This window comes from Paenibacillus dendritiformis, from assembly GCF_015845845.1.
Taxonomy (GTDB): domain Bacteria; phylum Bacillota; class Bacilli; order Paenibacillales; family Paenibacillaceae; genus Paenibacillus_B; species Paenibacillus_B dendritiformis_C.
On record NZ_LDIG01000250.1, the window covers coordinates 1 to 18,434 of the forward strand.

Annotated in this window: 19 protein-coding genes and 1 pseudogene; 10 read left to right on the forward strand and 10 right to left on the reverse strand. The window is 54.4% G+C overall.

Translation table 11 applies throughout. From position 1 onward, the window contains the following. The 3 genes and pseudogenes from ABD76_RS24850 to ABD76_RS24860 form a co-directional block, all read right to left on the reverse strand. A pseudogene (locus tag ABD76_RS24850) lies at nucleotides 1-347 on the reverse strand (group II intron reverse transcriptase/maturase); the annotation flags it as partial. 606 nt (nucleotides 348-953) lie between these two features. Beyond that, entirely contained in the window at nucleotides 954-1,709 is a 756-nt protein-coding gene (locus tag ABD76_RS24855; protein ID WP_197259676.1) for an SDR family NAD(P)-dependent oxidoreductase, read from the reverse strand. A 34-nt stretch (nucleotides 1,710-1,743) separates the two neighbouring features. Further along, nucleotides 1,744-2,184, reverse strand: a complete 441-nt coding sequence (locus ABD76_RS24860; protein ID WP_197259677.1) for a MarR family winged helix-turn-helix transcriptional regulator — start codon at nucleotides 2,182-2,184, stop codon at nucleotides 1,744-1,746. Nucleotides 2,185-2,490: 306 nt separating this feature from the next. Here ABD76_RS24860 and ABD76_RS24865 point away from each other — a divergent pair, with 306 nt between their 5' ends. From ABD76_RS24865 to ABD76_RS24895, 7 genes are all read left to right on the forward strand, one after another. After that, entirely contained in the window at nucleotides 2,491-3,267 is a 777-nt protein-coding gene (locus tag ABD76_RS24865; protein WP_133381926.1) for an ABC transporter permease, read from the forward strand. Further along, nucleotides 3,264-4,055, forward strand: coding sequence for an ABC transporter permease (locus ABD76_RS24870; RefSeq protein ID WP_111154537.1), 792 nt, complete (start codon nucleotides 3,264-3,266; stop codon nucleotides 4,053-4,055). Before ABD76_RS24865 ends, ABD76_RS24870 begins: the two co-directional genes overlap by 4 nt. A gap of 45 nt (nucleotides 4,056-4,100) precedes the next feature. Further along, nucleotides 4,101-5,069 carry an ATP-binding cassette domain-containing protein gene (locus ABD76_RS24875; protein WP_197259678.1) on the forward strand — a complete coding sequence of 323 codons (969 nt, stop codon included), beginning with the start codon at nucleotides 4,101-4,103 and terminating at the stop codon, nucleotides 5,067-5,069. 210 nt (nucleotides 5,070-5,279) lie between these two features. Then, nucleotides 5,280-6,488 (forward strand): hypothetical protein, encoded by a 1,209-nt coding sequence (locus ABD76_RS24880; protein WP_197259679.1) that lies wholly within the window; start codon nucleotides 5,280-5,282, stop codon nucleotides 6,486-6,488. A 15-nt stretch (nucleotides 6,489-6,503) separates the two neighbouring features. Next, nucleotides 6,504-7,211, forward strand: coding sequence for an ABC transporter ATP-binding protein (locus ABD76_RS24885; protein WP_197259680.1), 708 nt, complete (start codon nucleotides 6,504-6,506; stop codon nucleotides 7,209-7,211). 142 nt (nucleotides 7,212-7,353) lie between these two features. Continuing rightward, nucleotides 7,354-8,769 (forward strand): flavocytochrome c, encoded by a 1,416-nt coding sequence (locus ABD76_RS24890; RefSeq protein ID WP_197259681.1) that lies wholly within the window; start codon nucleotides 7,354-7,356, stop codon nucleotides 8,767-8,769. A gap of 17 nt (nucleotides 8,770-8,786) precedes the next feature. Continuing rightward, nucleotides 8,787-9,137: an FMN-binding protein gene (locus ABD76_RS24895; protein WP_197259682.1), complete on the forward strand. Its 351-nt coding sequence runs from the start codon at nucleotides 8,787-8,789 to the stop codon at nucleotides 9,135-9,137. A 154-nt stretch (nucleotides 9,138-9,291) separates the two neighbouring features. On the opposite strand, the gene bcp is transcribed toward ABD76_RS24895, so the two are convergent. The 7 genes from bcp to ABD76_RS24930 form a co-directional block, all read right to left on the reverse strand. Beyond that, nucleotides 9,292-9,771: a thioredoxin-dependent thiol peroxidase gene (gene bcp / locus ABD76_RS24900; protein WP_197259683.1), complete on the reverse strand. Its 480-nt coding sequence runs from the start codon at nucleotides 9,769-9,771 to the stop codon at nucleotides 9,292-9,294. Between the two features lie 123 nt (nucleotides 9,772-9,894). Continuing rightward, a complete protein-coding gene (locus ABD76_RS24905; RefSeq protein ID WP_197259684.1) occupies nucleotides 9,895-10,095 on the reverse strand; it encodes a hypothetical protein in 201 nt (66 codons plus the stop codon). 165 nt (nucleotides 10,096-10,260) lie between these two features. Continuing rightward, nucleotides 10,261-10,683, reverse strand: coding sequence for a hypothetical protein (locus tag ABD76_RS24910; RefSeq protein ID WP_197259685.1), 423 nt, complete (start codon nucleotides 10,681-10,683; stop codon nucleotides 10,261-10,263). A 36-nt stretch (nucleotides 10,684-10,719) separates the two neighbouring features. After that, nucleotides 10,720-11,046, reverse strand: coding sequence for a DUF3139 domain-containing protein (locus ABD76_RS24915; protein ID WP_197259686.1), 327 nt, complete (start codon nucleotides 11,044-11,046; stop codon nucleotides 10,720-10,722). A 253-nt stretch (nucleotides 11,047-11,299) separates the two neighbouring features. Next, nucleotides 11,300-12,085, reverse strand: a complete 786-nt coding sequence (locus tag ABD76_RS24920; protein WP_197259687.1) for an ABC transporter permease — start codon at nucleotides 12,083-12,085, stop codon at nucleotides 11,300-11,302. 3 nt (nucleotides 12,086-12,088) lie between these two features. Continuing rightward, a complete protein-coding gene (locus ABD76_RS24925) occupies nucleotides 12,089-12,883 on the reverse strand; it encodes an ABC transporter permease (RefSeq protein ID WP_197259688.1) in 795 nt (264 codons plus the stop codon). Further along, entirely contained in the window at nucleotides 12,876-13,976 is a 1,101-nt protein-coding gene (locus ABD76_RS24930) for an ABC transporter ATP-binding protein (protein ID WP_197259689.1), read from the reverse strand. Before ABD76_RS24930 ends, ABD76_RS24925 begins: the two co-directional genes overlap by 8 nt. A gap of 264 nt (nucleotides 13,977-14,240) precedes the next feature. Here ABD76_RS24930 and ABD76_RS24935 point away from each other — a divergent pair, with 264 nt between their 5' ends. The 3 genes from ABD76_RS24935 to ABD76_RS24945 all read left to right on the forward strand — a co-directional run bounded on the left by ABD76_RS24935 (nucleotide 14,241) and on the right by ABD76_RS24945 (nucleotide 18,268). Continuing rightward, complete coding sequence (locus ABD76_RS24935) at nucleotides 14,241-15,251, forward strand: LCP family protein (protein ID WP_197259690.1); 1,011 nt, start codon at nucleotides 14,241-14,243, stop codon at nucleotides 15,249-15,251. Further along, nucleotides 15,248-16,564 (forward strand): glutamate-1-semialdehyde 2,1-aminomutase, encoded by a 1,317-nt coding sequence (locus tag ABD76_RS24940; RefSeq protein ID WP_197259691.1) that lies wholly within the window; start codon nucleotides 15,248-15,250, stop codon nucleotides 16,562-16,564. Before ABD76_RS24935 ends, ABD76_RS24940 begins: the two co-directional genes overlap by 4 nt. 381 nt (nucleotides 16,565-16,945) lie before the next feature. Beyond that, the gene (locus ABD76_RS24945) at nucleotides 16,946-18,268 is read left to right on the forward strand and encodes an IS4 family transposase (protein ID WP_197257525.1); all 1,323 of its coding nucleotides are present in this window, start codon (nucleotides 16,946-16,948) and stop codon (nucleotides 18,266-18,268) included. Nucleotides 18,269-18,434 lie beyond the last annotated feature (166 nt).

Genomic DNA, 18,434 nt, shown 5'->3' on the forward strand with positions numbered 1-18,434 from the left:
TCATGGCCTCGTCTGCGCGGACGAAACCCATAGCTATGTTCGGAAAATGCAGGGTCAAACACCGGTGTCAATACTTGCGTTATTGCTTGTTGAATGAATCGGTCTGTCACGGTTGGTATGCCTAATAGCCGAACTCCCCCGTTCGGTTTCGGGATTTCGACCCGACGGACTGGACTTGGCTCATAGGTTCCCTCTTTCAAGCGGTGACGGATTTCTTGCCAGTTTTGCAGGATGTGGGCTCGTAACTCTTTTACGGCCATTCCGTCTACGCCGTGGCTTCCTTTGTTCTCCTCCACACGTTTCAGTGCAGTTAGCAAGTTTTCCCGTGACAACAGCAACTCCATCATTCGTGACATACTCCTCGCGTGAATTGTTCTTCTGTTCATGCCGCTGTAAGCTCAGCCCTTCTGGATACCCTTGCGTATTCACCGCTACTTCCCCAGATAGGTCTCCGAGAATAAAAACAGGAGATTGTCTGCCTTCATTGCTTACATTCGAAATCCAAGTTGTTCAATTCCTATAACATGTTCAGTCCTTCCGACCGTTGACGTCACAACCGTCGTACTATGACCTCTGCTGACTTCTGTATGTTCAGTCTGCCTTCACAGGCAGATTTACAGAGTTACTCTGCGTTCATACAGATCTCCCCAGGTAAGAGCGCTATCTTCCTCTCCATCTATCTGCTTCATTTACTTTCGCATGCCTTCGGCAGTAAGGACTTTGGTTTGTTTGGCAACCTCATCCAACATGCGCTAGCCTTATATGAAGTTCGTGTTCCTCAGACCGGAGATTTGCCGCCGACTTCCTTCAGATTCGACCTCACGGTCGACACCCTTGTCTTAAGCTACGGCTACTACTGCCTTCACCGTTCGGGACTTGAACCCTAGAGATAGCGCCCATGCTGGGCGCACCAATAAAGTCCCCGCCTGCGTCAGGCGAGGACGGGATGATTATTACAGGGTGAGGCCGCCATCGATGGCTACAATGGAGCCGGTCATGTAGCTCGCTCCCTCGGATGCGAGGAATGCGACCACGTTGGCGATTTCCTCCGGGTCGGCCATGCGGCCGATGCGAGGGAAGGCGATTTCCGGAACGTTGCCGGTCGTCTTGATCGTCTCCTGGAAGCTTGCCACCAGGTTCGTGTTGACGCCGCCTGGGCAAATGGCGTTGATGCGGATACCTTTTTGGGCATATTCCAGCGCAGCCGATTTGGTCAAGCTGACGACGGCGAGCTTTGTCGCCGAATAGGCCGCCACGCTGCGCTCCTGCTTCAAGCCGGCGGTCGACGCCGTGTTGATAATCGTGCCGAAGCCCTGCTCCTCCATCACCTTCAGCACATATTTCATGCCGAGGAAGACGCCCTTGAAGTTGACTGCCACGACACGGTCGAATTCTTCTTCGGAAATGTCCGCGAACAGGAACGGCTTCTGAATGACGCCCGCGTTATTAAAGAATACGTCGATGCGGCCGTATCGGTCCATCGCTTGCTTCACGTAGGCTTGTGCCTGGCCCGCCTTGCTGACGTCCGCTTGAACGGCGATGCCATCCCCGCCTTGCTCACGAATGAGGGAAAGGGTTTCTTCCGCCCCGTTCAGATTGTAATCCACAAGCACGACATTCATGCCCGTCTCCGCCAGCTTCAAGCTGGATGCTCGCCCCATTCCGCTGCCTGCACCGGTTATTACGGCTACTTTGGTGTCTTGAGTCATGTTGATCGTCTCCTTATGTGAAGTGAGGTACGACTTACTTGACGTTTCCTTCTTGCAAATCGAGATTCGCGACCATTCTGGCATAATACGCTTGCAGATTGGCGAGTTCCTCTTCACTGAAATCCTTCCAGAGCGATTCGGCCAGCCGGCCATATTTCGCGTTCACCGCTTCCAGCAGTTCCTCCCCTTCCGGAGTCAGCTCGAGCAGAATGACGCGGCGATCGTGTTCGGGAATGCGGCGCTCAATACAGGACTTGGCAGCCAGCTTGTTCGCCAGATTCGTAATCGCCGGCAAAGTGACCTGAAGCGCTTCCGCCAATTCAGAGCTTCGCTTCGGACCTTCGCGCTGCAAAATTTCCATCATCATGATCTGCGCCCCCGAGACATCGCTGTCTAGGATTCGGTTGTACGCGATGACGAACTTGTGCATCATGACGGACAGCAGCTGGGACAGCTCTTCCCTTATCGTTTCCAACGATCCGCCTCCCTCCATTTGACTACTTAAGTATTTGAATAGTTAAAACTTTTAACTTTATGATTTTAGTATATTCCGTTCGCCTGATCGTGTCTATTCCAAGGCACGCGGTGCTTATTTTTCCCAAATCCGTCTCGCACATTCGACAAAACGAGTGCATCCTTCGCACAACCAGCCAAGGAACACAAAAAACGCTTGCCATCCTTCGGTGACCTTTGGTATGATATTCCTCGCTCTCTCAAAACGCATTTCGCTCCCATCGTTGTGTAGGCACGCCGCTAATCATGAAGATGCCGGAGGTGTTAAATGCTTTTTTGGACGCTAGCACGTAAAATGTACCTCAGCAATTTGCAGTACCGGAGTGCGCATCTTGTGCACAACATCGCCAGCGCTCTGTTCGGTCTCATCTATGTGTCCGTATGGACAGGGATTGCAGAAGGCCGATCGCTGGGCGAATATGGATTGAACGGCATCATCAGCTATGTCGCGTTCAATCAGGCGAGCTTGTGGGTCGCCGCTTTTCTCAACAACGGACTCGGCATGGAGCAGTCCGTGCGAACCGGGCAGATTGCCCTCGATCTCGTCAAACCCGTTCATCTGTTCTATCATCTGATGAGCAAGGAATGGGGGCAGATCGCTTATCAGTTCGTGTATAAGTTTCTTCCGATTTACGCGCTTTATTTCTTCGTATTACCGCTTCACGTCCCCTCATCCGTGACTACGTACTTGTGGACCGCTGTTGCTTTGACGCTTGCCGCGTACATTTCCATTTGCCTGAACTACCTGATCGGAGCTCTGGCGCTCTGGACGACCGAATCGCGTTGGCTCTACTGGGTGAACTATGCCTTCAGCATGCTGCTGTCCGGCTTCCTCATCCCGATTGAGTGGCTGCCTTCTTGGCTTGCCGCCATCAGCGAGGCATCGTTCTATCCGTTCCTGCACTATGTGCCGACGCGAATCTACCTCGGAATGGAAGCGCCCGCCGCGTTGACAGGCTCCGTCATCTGGTGCGCTCTATTTACCGCTCTATGTCTCGCCGTTACCGGGATCATGAGACGGAAGGTGGAGGTGCAAGGCGGATGACATGGATTCGCATGTACGCGCTGCTCGTGCGCGCGAGCATCCGCAGCCGGATGCAGTACAAGTTCAACTTTTGGTTCTCAACGCTTATGGCTGCCATCATCAGCGTAGTCGAATTTCTTATGCTCGCGGTCATTCTGCTCCGATTCGGCCATATCAAGGGCTGGACCTTGGCAGAAGCCGGCTATTTGTATGCCGTCCTCTCCTTGTCCAAAGCCATCTACCGAATGTTCGCCTCCGATGTGCACCACCTGGAGAAATATTTGGTCACCGGCACGCTCGACGGCTTGCTGCTCCGCCCGATACCGATCCTGCTGGCGCTGATGTCCCAGAACTTCTCGATCCGCCTGGGCGAAGTGGTTCAAGGCACGGCCATTCTCTCCATATGCATCGGCACGCTGATGCAGCAGGGGCAGATTACATGGACGGCGGTGCCGCTTACGCTGATCGTCATCCTGTCGGGTGCGGTGCTGCTCTTCGCCATCGGCCTGCTGACGGCGTCCTTCGGGTTCTGGATTACGCGCATCGAGGAGCTGCAAAACATTACCGAGGATGCCGCCCGCACCGCGGCGCAATACCCGATGAGCATTTATCCGTCATGGCTCCAGGGGCTGCTGCTCAGCATCATTCCTGTCGGCTTCGCCAACTATGTTCCGTCCTTGTATATTTTGCGGAACAGCTATGGCATCTGGCTGATCGGACTGTCGGTGCTGATCGCGGCCGGCCTGTTCGCTCTCGCCTTGCGGGTATGGAGAATCGGCCTGGCCCGGTATCAGAGCACGGGAAGTTAGCGTTAGGCAGAGTCAAGCATAGAAGGATGATAAGGGGGTTCAACCGTGATTACCGTGACTGATTTACACAAGCAATTCCGCCGTTCCGCTCCGAAGGAAGGGCGGTTCAAAGGCTTGCGGACGCTTCTCTCTCGCGACTACGTCGTGAAGGAAGCCGTCCGCGGCATCAGCTTCCATATTGAGAGCGGCGAGTTCGTCGGCTATATCGGCCCGAACGGAGCCGGCAAATCGACGACCATCAAGATGCTCTCCGGCATTCTTCATCCGACCTCGGGAGAAGTGAGCATATTCGGGCGCAATCCGCACCGGGAACGAAGGCGGGTGACCCGCAGGCTGGGCGTACTGTTCGGACAGCGAACCCAGCTATGGTGGGATTTGCCCACAGCGGATTCATTCGATATTTTGGCCGCGATGTACGGCATGGACACGGATGCGGCGCAGCGGAGGCTCGGGATGCTCCGCGAGCTGCTCGGGCTGGACGAATTCCTGAAGACGCCGGTCCGGCAGCTGTCGCTCGGCCAGCGGATGCGGGCCGATATCGCGGCCGCCCTGCTGCATGACCCGGACATTCTGTTCCTGGACGAGCCGACGATTGGGCTCGATGTCATCGCGAAGCGGAGCATCCGCCAGTTCCTGCGAACGATTAACCGCGAGCTGGGCAAGACGATTCTGCTCACGACGCACGACATGGATGATATCGAGCAGCTGTGCGAGCGCGTCATCGTCATCAATCATGGCCAGATCGGCTTCGACGGCTCGCTGGATCAATTGCGCAAGCGAATCGGCTTGCCTACCCTCATTCGCGTGACGTACCGCGAGGGCGCGGCTTTATCCGAGGAGGTGCCGTCCCCGCTGCGCTGCCGTTCGCTTGCCGGCGACACGTTGACGGTGGAATGCAACCGCGAGGAACTGAGCGCGATGGAGGCGCTGCGCCTGCTCGAACGGTTCGGCGAGATGGAGGACGTTCATATGGAGGAGCCGGATTTCGAGGATATTATCCATCGGGTGTATTAGATAGATTGCCAGTGAGCAAGTGGCCAGCAGAAGCTTGACGATTCTGGTGGCTATTCTCGTTTCTCCAATTGTCCCAGAAAATGCTACAATGGACTGGAAAAGTTAACCTTCCGCATTGGATGTTGACGCCTGACTGCAATGGGATGGGAGTGATCGGGGATCTCAAGCTTTCAACTATATAAGACCGTATATCTATCTCGCATAAAACAGATGGCAAAGCGCGATATCGTGCTGCTGCTGGTGATTCTGGCTTTGCTCCCCCGCGGGGCGTCTCAACTGACTGCCATGCTGGCATCCAATCCATTCCCTTCCGTCTATTTCGGACTCGGAACCTGGCTGATCGGTTTCATAACGGGCATCAGCTTGTTTGCCGCCAGCTTCCATGTGGCAGAGGCTCGATTCCTCTGGTCGACGGGACGGGGCTGTTCCTTTTTGACCGCCTATACGCTTTGGAAAAAAACGCCCTTTCTGCTTCTGCTCGCGTGGATCATCATCGGCCAGCTCATGTGGGCCCCGCCTCATGCTGACATGTGGCTCTGGCTCATGCTGATGCTGCTTGGATTCTCTTGCGCGGAAGTGAGCGGCTATTCCTACCGTTCGGGACACATTCCTTCTCAATGCCTGTCTCTGGCGTGGCTGGCCGTTAACCTGGCGGGGGCAATGCTTCCCCTTGCTCTTGCGGCACGGATGCTTGGCGCGGCAATCATCATAGCGCTCCAATTCCTGTGCGCGTTCCGGGCGGCGGAATACGCCTGGCCGCAAGTGATGCGCTCGACGCTTCCTGCTGAGACTGGCGCCAAGACACGCATGCTGTCCCATTATCCGCTGTTCCGCAAGGAGCTTTACTTGGTGACCCGCTTCAAAGACGTTGTTCCCTTTCTCTTCTGCATCTTCGCTTTGGAGCTGTTCTGCTTCTATGCTGCCGCTGACAGTCACGCGGTCATCCCAATAGGCGCTGGCCTGCTCATCTGGCTGGCTAATGAGATTTGGACGGTGAGAGGCTTCGCGAATGAAGGCAGAGGGCTGTCCTTATATACGGTTACCTTGGATGCATGGCGTACGATGTTGTCTGCGAAATGGCTTTTTTATTGGACAATGGGCGCAAGCATCGCCGCTATTCATTACCTTGGATGGCAGTTCGGAATAGAGCGGTCCTGGACCAATTCAATGATACTCTTCCTCAAGAGCGCCTTTCTTGCTTCTACACTTGCCTCTTTTGGTCTGTTGGCAGGGTACTTCTTTACGTCTTCCGGCCGCGTCACTTTGGTTGGACAGCTATGGATTACCCCAAGCATGATTCTGCTCCTGTATTTGCATCAATTGCATTTTGTTCTCTTTATTTTATCCACCGCAGTCATTCAGATTGGTTTTATCCGGTTATACCGCACCATTCCTGACAAAATTCCTGCAAATGGTTAAGGAGGGATGCAAGCGATGGGCAAGACAGAGCCTCTCTCGCTGCAATTACATCGCATCGGCTATGCCTACGGTAACACCCCCATCCTGCAAGAGATAGATTGGACCCTGCAATCGGGAGAAATAACGGTACTACTCGGCCCGAACGGTGCGGGCAAGACGACGCTGCTGCATCTCATTGCCGGAATGAACCAACCGCAGCAAGGAAGCATTACGCTGAATGGCCAGGTTCTGAACTGGCAGGATCAGCAGTACAAGCAGCGCGTCGGATATATGATGGAGTTTCCTTTTCAGTATCCATTTCTGAGCGTCATGGAAATGATGAGATTAATCGGCCAACTGCGCAATGTCCCAAAGCATCTGCTGGAAGAGCGCATGCAGCACTGGCTTAAGCAATTCGGGCTGCAAGCGTACAGCGGCTACCCGATGGGAGCCCTCTCTCAGGGCACGGCAAAGAGAGTGGCGTTGGCGTCAACGCTGCTTCACGAACCGGATATTCTCCTCCTGGACGAGCCTACCAACGGTCTGGATCCGGATCAAGTCATTACGGTGCGGGATACGTTACAGGCGTACTGTGCCAAGGGCGCCCTGATTCTGCTCTCGACTCATATCATCGGCCTGGCTGAGAAAGTCGCGCATCAAGCCGCGATTTTGCGGAAGGGGCGAATTGTATATGCCGGCAAAGCGAAGGAGGATCTGGAAAGCTTATATGTATCGCATACCTAACCCTTGCTGCGGCGGCGCATCCGCCGTTCTCGCAGCAGTTCTCTCTACTTTGTGATTTTATTCACATAAATATCCTTAGATTTCCATTACCCTTAGGAATATGTGAACATAAATTCGTTACAGATGAGTAGGGGGCAAATTGATGAAGAAATGGTTTCTATCTTGCATGGCATTGATTCTGGTCCTGTCACTTGCCGCGTGCGGCGAGAAAAAAGAGGCGGCTGACATCGTCATTATCGGTGCGGGCGGCGCGGGTATGACGGCTGCCATTGAAGCCCACAATCAAGGAGCCAAAGTCGTTCTGCTTGAGAAACTGGCTTTTGTCGGAGGCAATACCGCTCGTGCGGAAGGCGGCTTGAACGCTGCGGGAACCGAATACCAACAGGCAGCCGGCATTGAAGACAGCGCTGAGCTCTTCTTCGAAGATACAATGAAAGGCGGCAAAGAAAAGAACAATCCGGAGCTCGTCAAAACATTGACGGAAAACGCGAAGGATTCCGTCACCTTCCTGGCAGAGAACGGAGCGGAACTGTCTGAAGTCGGCCGCGCCGGCGGAGCCAGCGTTGACCGCATTCACCGTCCGCAAGGCGGCGAGGCGGCCGGCAACTTCATCGTCGTCGCGTTGAAGAAGCGCATCACCGACCTGGGCATCGATCTTCGCCTGAATACGTCCGCCACGGAAATCATCAAAAATGACAAGGGCGAAATAACCGGTGTCAAAGCGAAGGACAAAGAAGGCAAGGAATTCACCATCGACGCAAAAAAAGTCATGATCACGTCCGGCGGCTTCGGCGCCAACTTCGACATGATCAAGCAATATGATCCGAAGCTCGCGGACTTCAAAACGACCAATGCGCCTGGCGCGTTGGGCGAAGGGATTCTCATGGCCGAAAAGGCCGGCGCGGCCCTGGTTGATATGGAGTACATACAGATTCACCCGACGACCATTCCTGGTCAAGGAGTGTTGATTACGGAAGGCGTGCGCGGCGACGGGGCGATCCTCGTCAATGAAGACGGTCAGCGCTTCACCAATGAATTGCTGACTCGCGATGTGGTATCCCAAAATATTTTGGCGCAAAACGGCAAGCATGCGTACTTGATTTTTACCGATAAGCTCGTGGAGAACAACCATGCGACCGAAGCTTATTTCAAGCAGAATCTGGTGAAGGAAGGCAGCACCATCGAAGAGCTGGCAGGCCAAATCAATGTCGATCCGGCGAATCTGGCCGAGACCGTGAAGCAGTACAACGGATATGTCAAGGACAACAAAGACGAACAATTCGGCCGCGAGAGCATGAAGCTGTCCTTCGAGGAAGGAAAATACTATGCCATTGAAGTTACGCCTGGCATTCACCATACGATGGGCGGCATTGTGATCAATACGAAATCCCAGGTGCTGGACAAAGACGGCAACGTGATTCCGAACCTGTTCGCTGCCGGCGAAGTGACCGGGGGCGTCCATGGCGCCAACCGTCTCGGCGGCAACGCGCTGGCGGATATTGCGACATTCGGCCGCATCGGCGCGGATGAAGCGGTCAAAGAAATCAACAACAAGTAAGAAAGGCGGTTCCCGATATGAAAAAAACATTAACATCCCTCACCGCATTGGCGCTTGCGATGCTGCTTGTCGCCGGGTGTTCCTCTTCCGGGCAGTACAAGGATGGCGAATATGAAGGCAGCACGCAGGGCAACGAGGGCGAAGTCGTCGTATCCGTTCTCGTCAAAAGCGGCAAAATCGATAAAATCGACATTGTCAAGCAATCCGAAACGCAAAGCTTGATGGACGGCGTCATTGAAAATACGATTCCCGAAATCATCGAAAAGCAAACGACAGAAGGCGTTGACGTTCTGACCGGCGCCTCCAAGTCAAGCAAAGCCGTTATCGATGCCGTAACCCAAGCGTTGGAATCCGCGAAAAAAGAATAACCTGAACTCCCCCTTGGACTCATCGCCGGCATGCCGCAGCGCATCCGATGATGTCCAAGGGGGCTGCTTTCTTCGAAGCCTGCACCGGCTCCCATGCAAAAAGCGGCTCCATGTCCTCCCGGACCTTGGGCCGCCTTTTGTGCATGACATTCGCTTATCCTAGCTCGCGCACAGCCTCAAGCACTTCTTCCGCGTGCCCTTTCACCTTCACCTTGCGCCATTCCTTCGCCAGCTTCCCCTCCTCGTCGATCAGGAAGGTCGAACGAACGATGCCGTAATACTCCTTGCCGTACATTTTCTTCAACTGCCAGACGCCGAACAGCTCGGCCACTTCATGCTCCGTGTCGGCCAGCAGCGGGAACGGCAGGCCATGCTTATCAATGAACTTCTCATGAGACTTCACGTTATCGGGGCTAATACCCAAGACGACCGCATTGTATTTCCCGAAGTCGCCGTGATAATCGCGGAAATCGCAGGCCTCCTGCGTGCAGCCTGGCGTCATATCTTTCGGATAGAAATAGAGCACGACCTTCTTGCCCGCATAATCGCGCAGCGATATATTGGTCCCCGTCGAGGACGGAAGCGTAAAGTCCGGCACGGCTTGTCCGACCTGGACTTGATCGGATGGTGTCATTTGCAGCACTCCTTCCCGGCAGCCAAGACTGCCGTTGCATGATGCCTCTAGCTTACCATCGAACGCTTCTTTTTTCAAAAAACAACCAATCCCCGATAGCGCCAGTTCCGCCCTAAGCATCTGTTAAAAATAAATCGTCTCCGCGGCTGGCTCCACCGGCTTCGGAATGACCTTCGCGACTTCCCGCTTGAACTTCACCACGTTCAGCCAGTCGATGAATTGCTCCGCGCCAAATACATTCACATATCCGCGAAATGCCACTTGCCCGTTCTCGATGATTTCGTGGTACTGCCGGAACGGATGGTTACCCTCCAAGTTCCGCAAGAAATCATCAAATTCTCCTTGAAGGGCACGGATGTTGGCGCCGACCTCGTCCGGGCAATCGATATAAGTGAATTGTTCGCGATACACGATAATTTCGATAATAATGGCACTCTGCTCCTTCCGCCTGTCCTGTTCTGATCCAAAGCAATCATCTCCAGAGAAGGGTTAAAGCCCTAGTATATGGATCCCTTCGCACAAATCCAGCCCTGCGCTCCAACGTTCAAAATATCGAATCTCTTGTTCCTTCGTATGGTACACCAAATATTGATGGTAGTTCGCCAGCAGTTCCTCGGGAGTCGAGCGGATCTCGATCTCGAACATCGATTTCCGATACGCCGGCCCCTCCCCTTCGTCCGTAAAACGGTGGCCTCTCTCCGAAATACCGATGTCGGCCACCGCGCGGATGATTAACAGGTCTTCTCTGCTCATGCTTTCCAGCAGGGCCGCATATTCCCGCTTCAACCGCGCCAGCTCCTCCGGGTTCCCCTCGGGTCCGTCCTCCTGCCTCGCTTCCAGGCTATCAATGCTGCCGCTATACTCGATAATCCGCTTCATCAGCGGCAATAATTCCTTCGCCTTCGTTAACATATCGTCCCTCGCCCAGTAGTGAATGCAGTCGCCTTTCTATAGCGATGCTTCTTCATGTTTATGCTTGTAATTTTTCCAATCCGTTCCTTCCGGATCGGACATACCTACTTGGATGATATCTCCCTTTTCGTTCTTTTTGTAGTCATAGGTAATATCGGGCTCATTGGCAAAGACCACCTCCGCCGTATAGAAGGAAAGGAATTTGACTTTCGTATCGATGCGGAGAATGTCGCTGTCTGCATAGCCTAACCGGTCAATCAGATGCTCATAGGTTGCTTTTTCGAGGGAAGCGAGCTGATATTGAATGTAGGCGAACACCAAGATAGGGATAAGAACAATCATTGCGGCGATAATGCCGTACACCTTGGCTGCTTTTTCAAGCGGTCGGCTCCTTTCTATACGGCCTGCACCCTATGTTCCGAATCATTGCGGGCCGATAACCCCTTCCGTAAAAAAGACTGGTTACTCCTTCGACCTCACCTCTATGATTTCCTTTTATATGTATGCAAATGGCTCTCAAGTTCGTCCCGGGCGCCGCAAAATTAAAACCGCCGACCCTAGCATGACAGCCAGAATCGACGGCATTGTTTTAATCGATATTATATCTCCCCAAAACCTACGAGCCCGCCCCGCGGTACCGCTTGATGCCGACGTTCCACAGCGTCAGGCCGAGCACGAAGAAGGCGATGCCCATGAGCGGCGTCAGCAAGGCCATCTGCTGCATGCCCTTGCCCTCCACGAAATAAGAGGCCGGGACGATGCCGACGAAGGCGAACGGCAGCACCCAGGTCAACAGCACCTGGAGGAAGCGGTTGTAGATCGTGAGCGGATAGCGCCCGTAGCTCTGAATATTGAAGACGAGCGGCAGGATGCCGGTCGGGGCATCCGTGTAGAACGAGAGCGACGTCAGTGCCGCATAGACGCCGAAGTAGACCATGACCGAGCCGGCCAGCATGACGAGCAGCATCAGCAGCTCGATCAGACCAAAATCGAGTCCGAGCCGGGCCCAGCAGACGCCCATCATGACGGCCCCGACGAGGGAACCGATCAGCGCGGGCGGATCGACATTTTCCAGCAGAATCTGGAACAGATTATGGGCCGGCCGGGTCAGAATGCGGTCCATCTCGCCTTTGACGATATAGCGCTCGCTGAAGTTCCACAGATTGAAAAAGCAGCTAAACACGCCATACGGAATCATGAAGTAGCCGTAGACGAAGATCATCTCGTCCCGCGTCCAGCCCGCCAGCGTCGGCGTATGCATGAAGATGACGAAGATGAAGATGAGGTTCGTCGCCTGGAAGAGCAGATCCGATACCACTTCGACCCAGAAGTCCGCCCGGTACGTTAGACGGGTTTTCAAGTAATTTTTCAAATATTCTCCCACGAGACCGAAATAGTACATGCCCTACCCTCCTTGCACGAACAGGCGCTGCCGCGCGGCCCGCCACATCAGCAGGTTGGGCACGATCAGCACGGCGAACCAGACGATCTGTATCCCGATCACCGACAGGATCTGGGCGTCCTCGATGCGGCCGGTGAACACCGAGCTCGGCAGGAACGTAATCGCCTGGAACGGCAGCCATTCGTTCAGCGTAATAAGCCAGGCCGGGAAGAACGAGATCGGCACGATCACGCCGGAGAACAGATCGACGACGACCCGCTTCATCCGGATCATGCCCTCATTATTTTCCACGAAAAAGGCAGTCAGGCCCGTAAGAATATTCAACTGCGAATTGATCAGGAAGCTGAAAAAGAGCATCAAGGCGAAGACGAGCCAGCGCTTCGGATCCGACGGCAGCTCCACCGGGAACAGCAGGCAGGCAATAATCATGCCCGGCGTCATGAACAACAGCAGGCGGAAGATGCCTTCGCCGAAGGCCTGCATCATTTTGACAATCAAATAATTATAAGGACGGATGAACTGAATCGCCACGCTGCCGTCCCGAATCTCGTTCGCAATCTCGCGGTCCATATTGTTGAAATAGAAGGCTCGCGCCATCCACGATACCGCGATGTAGGTCGTCATCTGCCCGGCGGTAAAGCCCGCCAAGGAGCCTTGACCCCCATAGATCGCCTGCCACGTGAAATAATAAACGCCGATGCTGAGCGTATAAATGAGGATGCCGGAATAATAATTGACCCGGTAAGCCAGCATCGTCAAGAACCGGATCCGGATTAAATCGAGATAAGCGCTAGCCATGAAGCACCGCATCCTTCTCCCGCTCGGCGTCCGCATCGGTTCCGGCCGTGCCGCCGTTTCCATCCCGGGCCGCCCCGCTTGCGTGCTCCGGAAGCTCCGCGTTGCCGGTCTTGTAGATTTCGCGGACGATGTCATCCGTGTTCGTCTCTACAATCTTCAGGTCAGAGATGGAAGCTCCCCCGACCACGCGCCCGATGACATCGGAAATATTCGTTTCCAGCGGCACATGAATGCTCGCTTCGTATGACGAGTGCACTGTCCAGGTTCCTTCGAGCCCGGAGGTAAGCGCCTCGGCATCGCCCGCGCGCATCGGCTTCGCGAACTGGAAGCGGACCTCTCGTCCTTTGCCCCAGGTGGACTTGAGCATGTCCAGGCTTCCGTCATAGATAATGCGCCCGTCATCAAGCATTATGACGCGGGTGCAGAGCGCCTCGATGTCCTGCAGATCATGCGTCGTCAGCAGAATCGTCGTGCCATGCTCGCGGTTCAGCGTCAGGAGAAAATCGCGAATCTCCGTCTTCACGACGATATCGAGTCCGATGGTCGGCTCGTCAAGGAACAGGACCGACGGCTGATGCAGCAGGGAGGCCACCAGTTCGCAGCGCATGCGCTGGCCCAGGCTCAGCTTCCTTACCGGCCGGTTCAGCAGCTCCTGAAGCTGAAGCCGCTCGACCAGTTCGTCCAGCCGCCGCTTGAAATCCGCCTCCGGCACCCGGTACACCTTACGCAGCAGGCGGAACGATTCGATGACGCCGATATCCCACCAGAGCTGGCTGCGCTGCCCGAACACGACGCCGATCCCCTGGACGAACCGCTCCCGCTCCGCGTGCGGGATGAAGCCGTTCACCCGAATGTCGCCCGCCGTCGGCACGAGGATGCCGGTCAGCATTTTAATGGTGGTCGATTTGCCGGCGCCGTTCTCGCCGATATACCCGCATATTTCCCCCTGCGGTATCGTGAAGGAAATGTCCTTCACGGCCATAACTTCATTGTATTCGCGCTTGAACAAATCGAGTAAGGCGCCGCTCAATCCTTCCCGATTTTTCTGCACGCGGAACGTCTTGCGCAGATCCCGTACTTCAATCGCATTCATCGTTGTCAGCCTCACCCTTTCCGATTGGTTGTCCGGTTGCTTGTCCGCCGCGGAGCGGACGATGCCTCTATGCTTGAGTCTCCCCGGACGGACGAGCCCGGGGGTCCGAATTGATTTTGGAAGCGTAAAGATTTTATAATGAATAGACAAGATGCGGGGATAACATCCATACCTTTTAATATAGCATGTATATCGACTTGAATGAATGCACCGGAGACGACTCCATCATTTTACTGCTCCGCCGGATGCGGAAAGGACCTATCGATGATCAAAAAGTATTGGAAGCACGCACTCGTTGTATTACTCGTACTGCTCATTGGCAGCGTCGGTTACTACATCTGGGCGATGTACAATAGTCTGAACAGCCTCCAGAAGCCGCCGGAACAATCCCGTTTCGCGCCTGTCGTGAACAAGCTCCCCGAACCGAAGGAGGTCGAGCCTCCGAAATGGGAAGGCTCGGAGCGCGTCAATATATTGCTGCTTGGCGGCGACTCGCGGGGACTGAAGGCGGAGGAGGTGCCTCGCTCCGATTCGCTGCTGCTCGCATCCTTCGATCCCGCCACGAACAAGGCGCATCTGTTCTCCATTCTGCGGGATACGTACGTCGATATTCCCGGATTCGGCAAGGATCGCATTAATGCCGCTCTCGCTTACGGCGGGCCGGAGCTCGCCATGAAGACGGTCGGCAATCTGACCGGATTGGATGTCCAGTATTACGTGTATACCGATTTTCAAGGCTTCATTAAACTGATCGATGCGATTGGCGGGGTGGAATTCGAGGTCGAGAAGGATATGAAATACACCAGCAAGGCGGACAACCATGAATTCGATATTGATCTGAAAAAAGGAAAGCAGCTCTTGAACGGAGAGACCGCGCTCATGTACGTCCGGTTCCGGTATGACGCCATGTCCGACTTCGCCCGCACGAAGCGGCAGCGGGAGCTGCTGACGGCGGTGGCCGACAAGCTCAAGTCCGCCTGGTCGATCATCCAGCTTCCGACGCTCATCAATAAGGTCTCCCCTTATGTGGAGACCAATCTGACCGCCGATGATCTCATTAAGCTCGCCGCGCTCGGTTATGACAGCACGATCGGTCCGAGCCATCAGCTTCCGCCGATGGACAATGTGGCCGACCTGATGGTCAATCAGTCCGCCGTGCTCCAAGTCCTGGACCATGACCGGCTGAAGCAGTACATTCAAGATGCTCTGAACGACAAAATCAAGGACTCCGCATCGGGAGAAAACAACGACAATAAAGGAGATTCATCCCCATGACTACGAACCGACAACGTTCCGCCCAATTGTATGAAGAATCGCTGCAGCACATCGTCGGAGGCGTGAACAGTCCGTCCCGCTCCTTCAAAGCCGTCGGCGGCGGCGCTCCGGTCTTCATGGAGCGCGCGCAGGGCGCTTACTTCTGGGATGTGGACGGGAACCGGTACATTGATTATTTGGCCGCTTACGGCCCGATTATTACGGGGCATGCCCATCCTCACGTGACGGAGGCGATCGTGCGGGCTGCCCAGAACGGCACGCTCTACGGCACGCCGACCGAGCTGGAGATCAAGCTGGCCCGCATGCTGAAGGAAGCGGTCCCTTCCATGGATAAGGTCCGCTTCGTCAACTCCGGCACCGAGGCCGTCATGACGACGATCCGGGTGGCCCGCGCCTACACCAAGCGCGAGAAGGTCATCAAGTTCGCTGGCTGCTATCACGGCCACTCCGATCTCGTGCTCGTGGCCGCCGGCTCAGGCCCGTCCACGCTCGGTGTGCCGGACAGCGCCGGCATTCCGGCCAGCATCGCCCAAGAGGTCATTACCGTGCCGTTCAATGACCTGGACAGCCTGCAGGCGGCGCTTGAGCGCTGGGGCGGCGATGTGGCCGCCGTCATGGTCGAGCCCATCGTGGGCAACTTCGGCATGGTCATGCCGAAGCCCGGCTTCCTGGAAGGGCTCTGCCGGTTGGCGCGCGCCAACGGCTCCCTCGTCATCTACGACGAGGTCATCAGCGCGTTCCGCTTCCATTACGGCTCGGCGCAGACGTACGCCGCCTTCCCGGATCATGCGGCCATCGAGCCGGATCTGACCGCGATGGGCAAGATTATCGGCGGCGGGCTGCCGATCGGCGCCTACGGCGGACGGAAACATGTCATGGAGCAGGTCGCGCCGCTCGGTCCTGCCTACCAGGCAGGCACGATGGCAGGCAACCCTGCCTCGATCTCGGCAGGCATCGCGTGCCTGGAGGTGCTCTCCGAACCCGGCGTCTATGAGCGCATGGAGGAGCTGACCGTCCGCCTGACGGAAGGCCTTCAGGAAGGAGCTGATCGTTATGGCATTCCGCTCACGATCAACCGGATTCGCGGATCGTTCTCGACGCATTTCTGCGATCATCCGGTGACGAACTACGAGGAAGCCCAGGATACGGACAGCGAAGCCTTCGCCGCCTTCTTCCGCCATATGCTCGACCGGGGCATCTGCCTCGCCCCTTCGAAATATGAGGCCTGGTTCCTGACGACGGCCCATACCGGCGAGGACATCGACCGGACGATCGAAGCGGCGCATGAAGCGTTCCGCCGCATGAAGCTCTGATTCATAGGCATGAAGACTTTAAAAACCTAACGTTTTTAAAGTAGAATGGAATTAGATACTAAAAAGGGAAGCAGCCGCTTCAAAGGCGGTGGCTGCAGGAAGTGGAAATAGACCGATCCTTGACCCGGGCGGTCTATTTCTTATTGTTTTGGAAAAGCGCGATGATCATCACAATCAATCCCATAGGCTGATCATGCAGCGGCGAGGGCCCCCTCAGGGGGCAATGTCATTAAGATAAGGCGCGGAAACCATAATCAAGCACAAGAGCAGGTTATCAAAAAGATAGCCCGCTCTTTTTTTTGTTTCAAAAGAAAATCAAGACTTAACAGGTAGATGGATATGTGTGGCGAAGCCCCTTGAAAAAACGAGGAGGTTACGCCAATGAATGAGTACGCGAATTCGCTAAAAGAAACGCTGACATCCCTCATACGAGAAATGGCAGCCGCACCAGCACCTTATGTCAAAAACCCTGAAAAAGATTTTACCCGAAAGAAAAAGCTATCCTTTGAAACGGTGATGCAACTCCTGATCTCCATGGGGGGCAACAGCATATATAAGGAACTCCTGGAATCCCAAGGTTATAACGTAAACACCGCAACCACTTCCGCTTTTGTCCAACAGAGGAATAAAATCCTGCCGTCTGCTGTGGAATTCTTGTTTCACGCATTTACGCAATCGTATACGGATATCAAGGACTACCGAGGGTATCGATTACTTGCCGTTGACGGTTCGGATTTACATATCGCAACTGACTCTGCGGACACGGACACCTATTTTCAAAGTCAACCGAACACGAAAGGCTATAGCCTTCTGCATTTGAACGCTGCCTATGACTTGTGCAACAGACTGTACGTGGATGCCATTGTTCAACCACGAAGGTTGTGCAACGAGGGAAGGGCGCTGGCTGCTATGGTTGACCGTTCTCCCATCAAGGGCAAAACCATTGTTATTGCCGATAGAGGTTATGAAAGTTACAACAATTTCGCGCACCTTGAACGCAAAGGGTGGAACTATGTCATACGGGTAAAGGATTTGGATTCCAATGGTATTCTTTCGGGCTTGCGTTTGCCCTCTAGCGGAGAGTTTGATAGGGACGTTCATCTGACACTCACCAAAAAACAAACCAAAGAGGTCAAGGCTAATCCCGAGATGTACAAGTTCGTTCCTTCCACGTCTACATTTGATTTTTTGGATTTGCATGAGAACTTGTTTTACCCGATTACCTTTCGGGTTGTTCGTTTCGTCCTGCCTCATGGCGCTTATGAGACCGTCATTACGAATCTTTCTGCCGCTGATTTCCCACCCGATGAAATCAAGTCTATGTATAACAGGCGATGGGGCATTGAAACCTCTTTCAGGGCATTAAAGTACACTGTCGGTCTGACGAATTTTCACGCAAAGAGACGAGAGTCCATCACCCAAGAGATTTTCGCAAGAATGATCATGTACAATTTCGCTGAAATGATGACCTCACACGTCGTCATTTCCCAAATGGATAAACGGCACTCATACCAAGTCAACTTCACGGTTGCCGTTCACGTTTCTAGACATTTCCTGCGCTCACGGCACGATGAACCCCCGCCCGATGTTGAAGCACTGATCCGCAAAAACATTTTGCCGATTCGCCCCGTTCGCCCAGGGCAGCAGAATACGCGCAAAATACGCTACAAATCAGTTGTTAGCTTCGTCTATAGAGTAGCATAATTCGTTTCATATGAACATTTTTTAAGCGGATCTTCCGTCCGCTTTGTTTGCTGTACGCTTTTTCCTTGCTTGCACCAAAAACAAACGGCACAGGGCTTTTTCCCATGCCGTTTCGGATTCCATTTTTATTTCCGCTCTTGTCTTTGAGCTTAACTTAATGACATTG

Coding starts and splice junctions, on each gene's coding strand:
- ABD76_RS24855 (WP_197259676.1), bottom strand. CDS start 1,709: ATGACTCAAGACACCAAAGTAGCCGTAATAACCGGTGCAGGCAGCGGA.
- ABD76_RS24865 (WP_133381926.1), top strand. CDS start 2,491: ATGCTTTTTTGGACGCTAGCACGTAAAATGTACCTCAGCAATTTGCAG.
- ABD76_RS24870 (WP_111154537.1), top strand. CDS start 3,264: ATGACATGGATTCGCATGTACGCGCTGCTCGTGCGCGCGAGCATCCGC.
- ABD76_RS24880 (WP_197259679.1), top strand. CDS start 5,280: ATGGCAAAGCGCGATATCGTGCTGCTGCTGGTGATTCTGGCTTTGCTC.
- ABD76_RS24885 (WP_197259680.1), top strand. CDS start 6,504: ATGGGCAAGACAGAGCCTCTCTCGCTGCAATTACATCGCATCGGCTAT.
- ABD76_RS24890 (WP_197259681.1), top strand. CDS start 7,354: ATGAAGAAATGGTTTCTATCTTGCATGGCATTGATTCTGGTCCTGTCA.
- ABD76_RS24895 (WP_197259682.1), top strand. CDS start 8,787: ATGAAAAAAACATTAACATCCCTCACCGCATTGGCGCTTGCGATGCTG.
- bcp (WP_197259683.1), bottom strand. CDS start 9,771: ATGACACCATCCGATCAAGTCCAGGTCGGACAAGCCGTGCCGGACTTT.
- ABD76_RS24910 (WP_197259685.1), bottom strand. CDS start 10,683: ATGTTAACGAAGGCGAAGGAATTATTGCCGCTGATGAAGCGGATTATC.
- ABD76_RS24920 (WP_197259687.1), bottom strand. CDS start 12,085: ATGTACTATTTCGGTCTCGTGGGAGAATATTTGAAAAATTACTTGAAA.
- ABD76_RS24925 (WP_197259688.1), bottom strand. CDS start 12,883: ATGGCTAGCGCTTATCTCGATTTAATCCGGATCCGGTTCTTGACGATG.
- ABD76_RS24930 (WP_197259689.1), bottom strand. CDS start 13,976: ATGAATGCGATTGAAGTACGGGATCTGCGCAAGACGTTCCGCGTGCAG.
- ABD76_RS24935 (WP_197259690.1), top strand. CDS start 14,241: ATGATCAAAAAGTATTGGAAGCACGCACTCGTTGTATTACTCGTACTG.
- ABD76_RS24940 (WP_197259691.1), top strand. CDS start 15,248: ATGACTACGAACCGACAACGTTCCGCCCAATTGTATGAAGAATCGCTG.
- ABD76_RS24945 (WP_197257525.1), top strand. CDS start 16,946: ATGAATGAGTACGCGAATTCGCTAAAAGAAACGCTGACATCCCTCATA.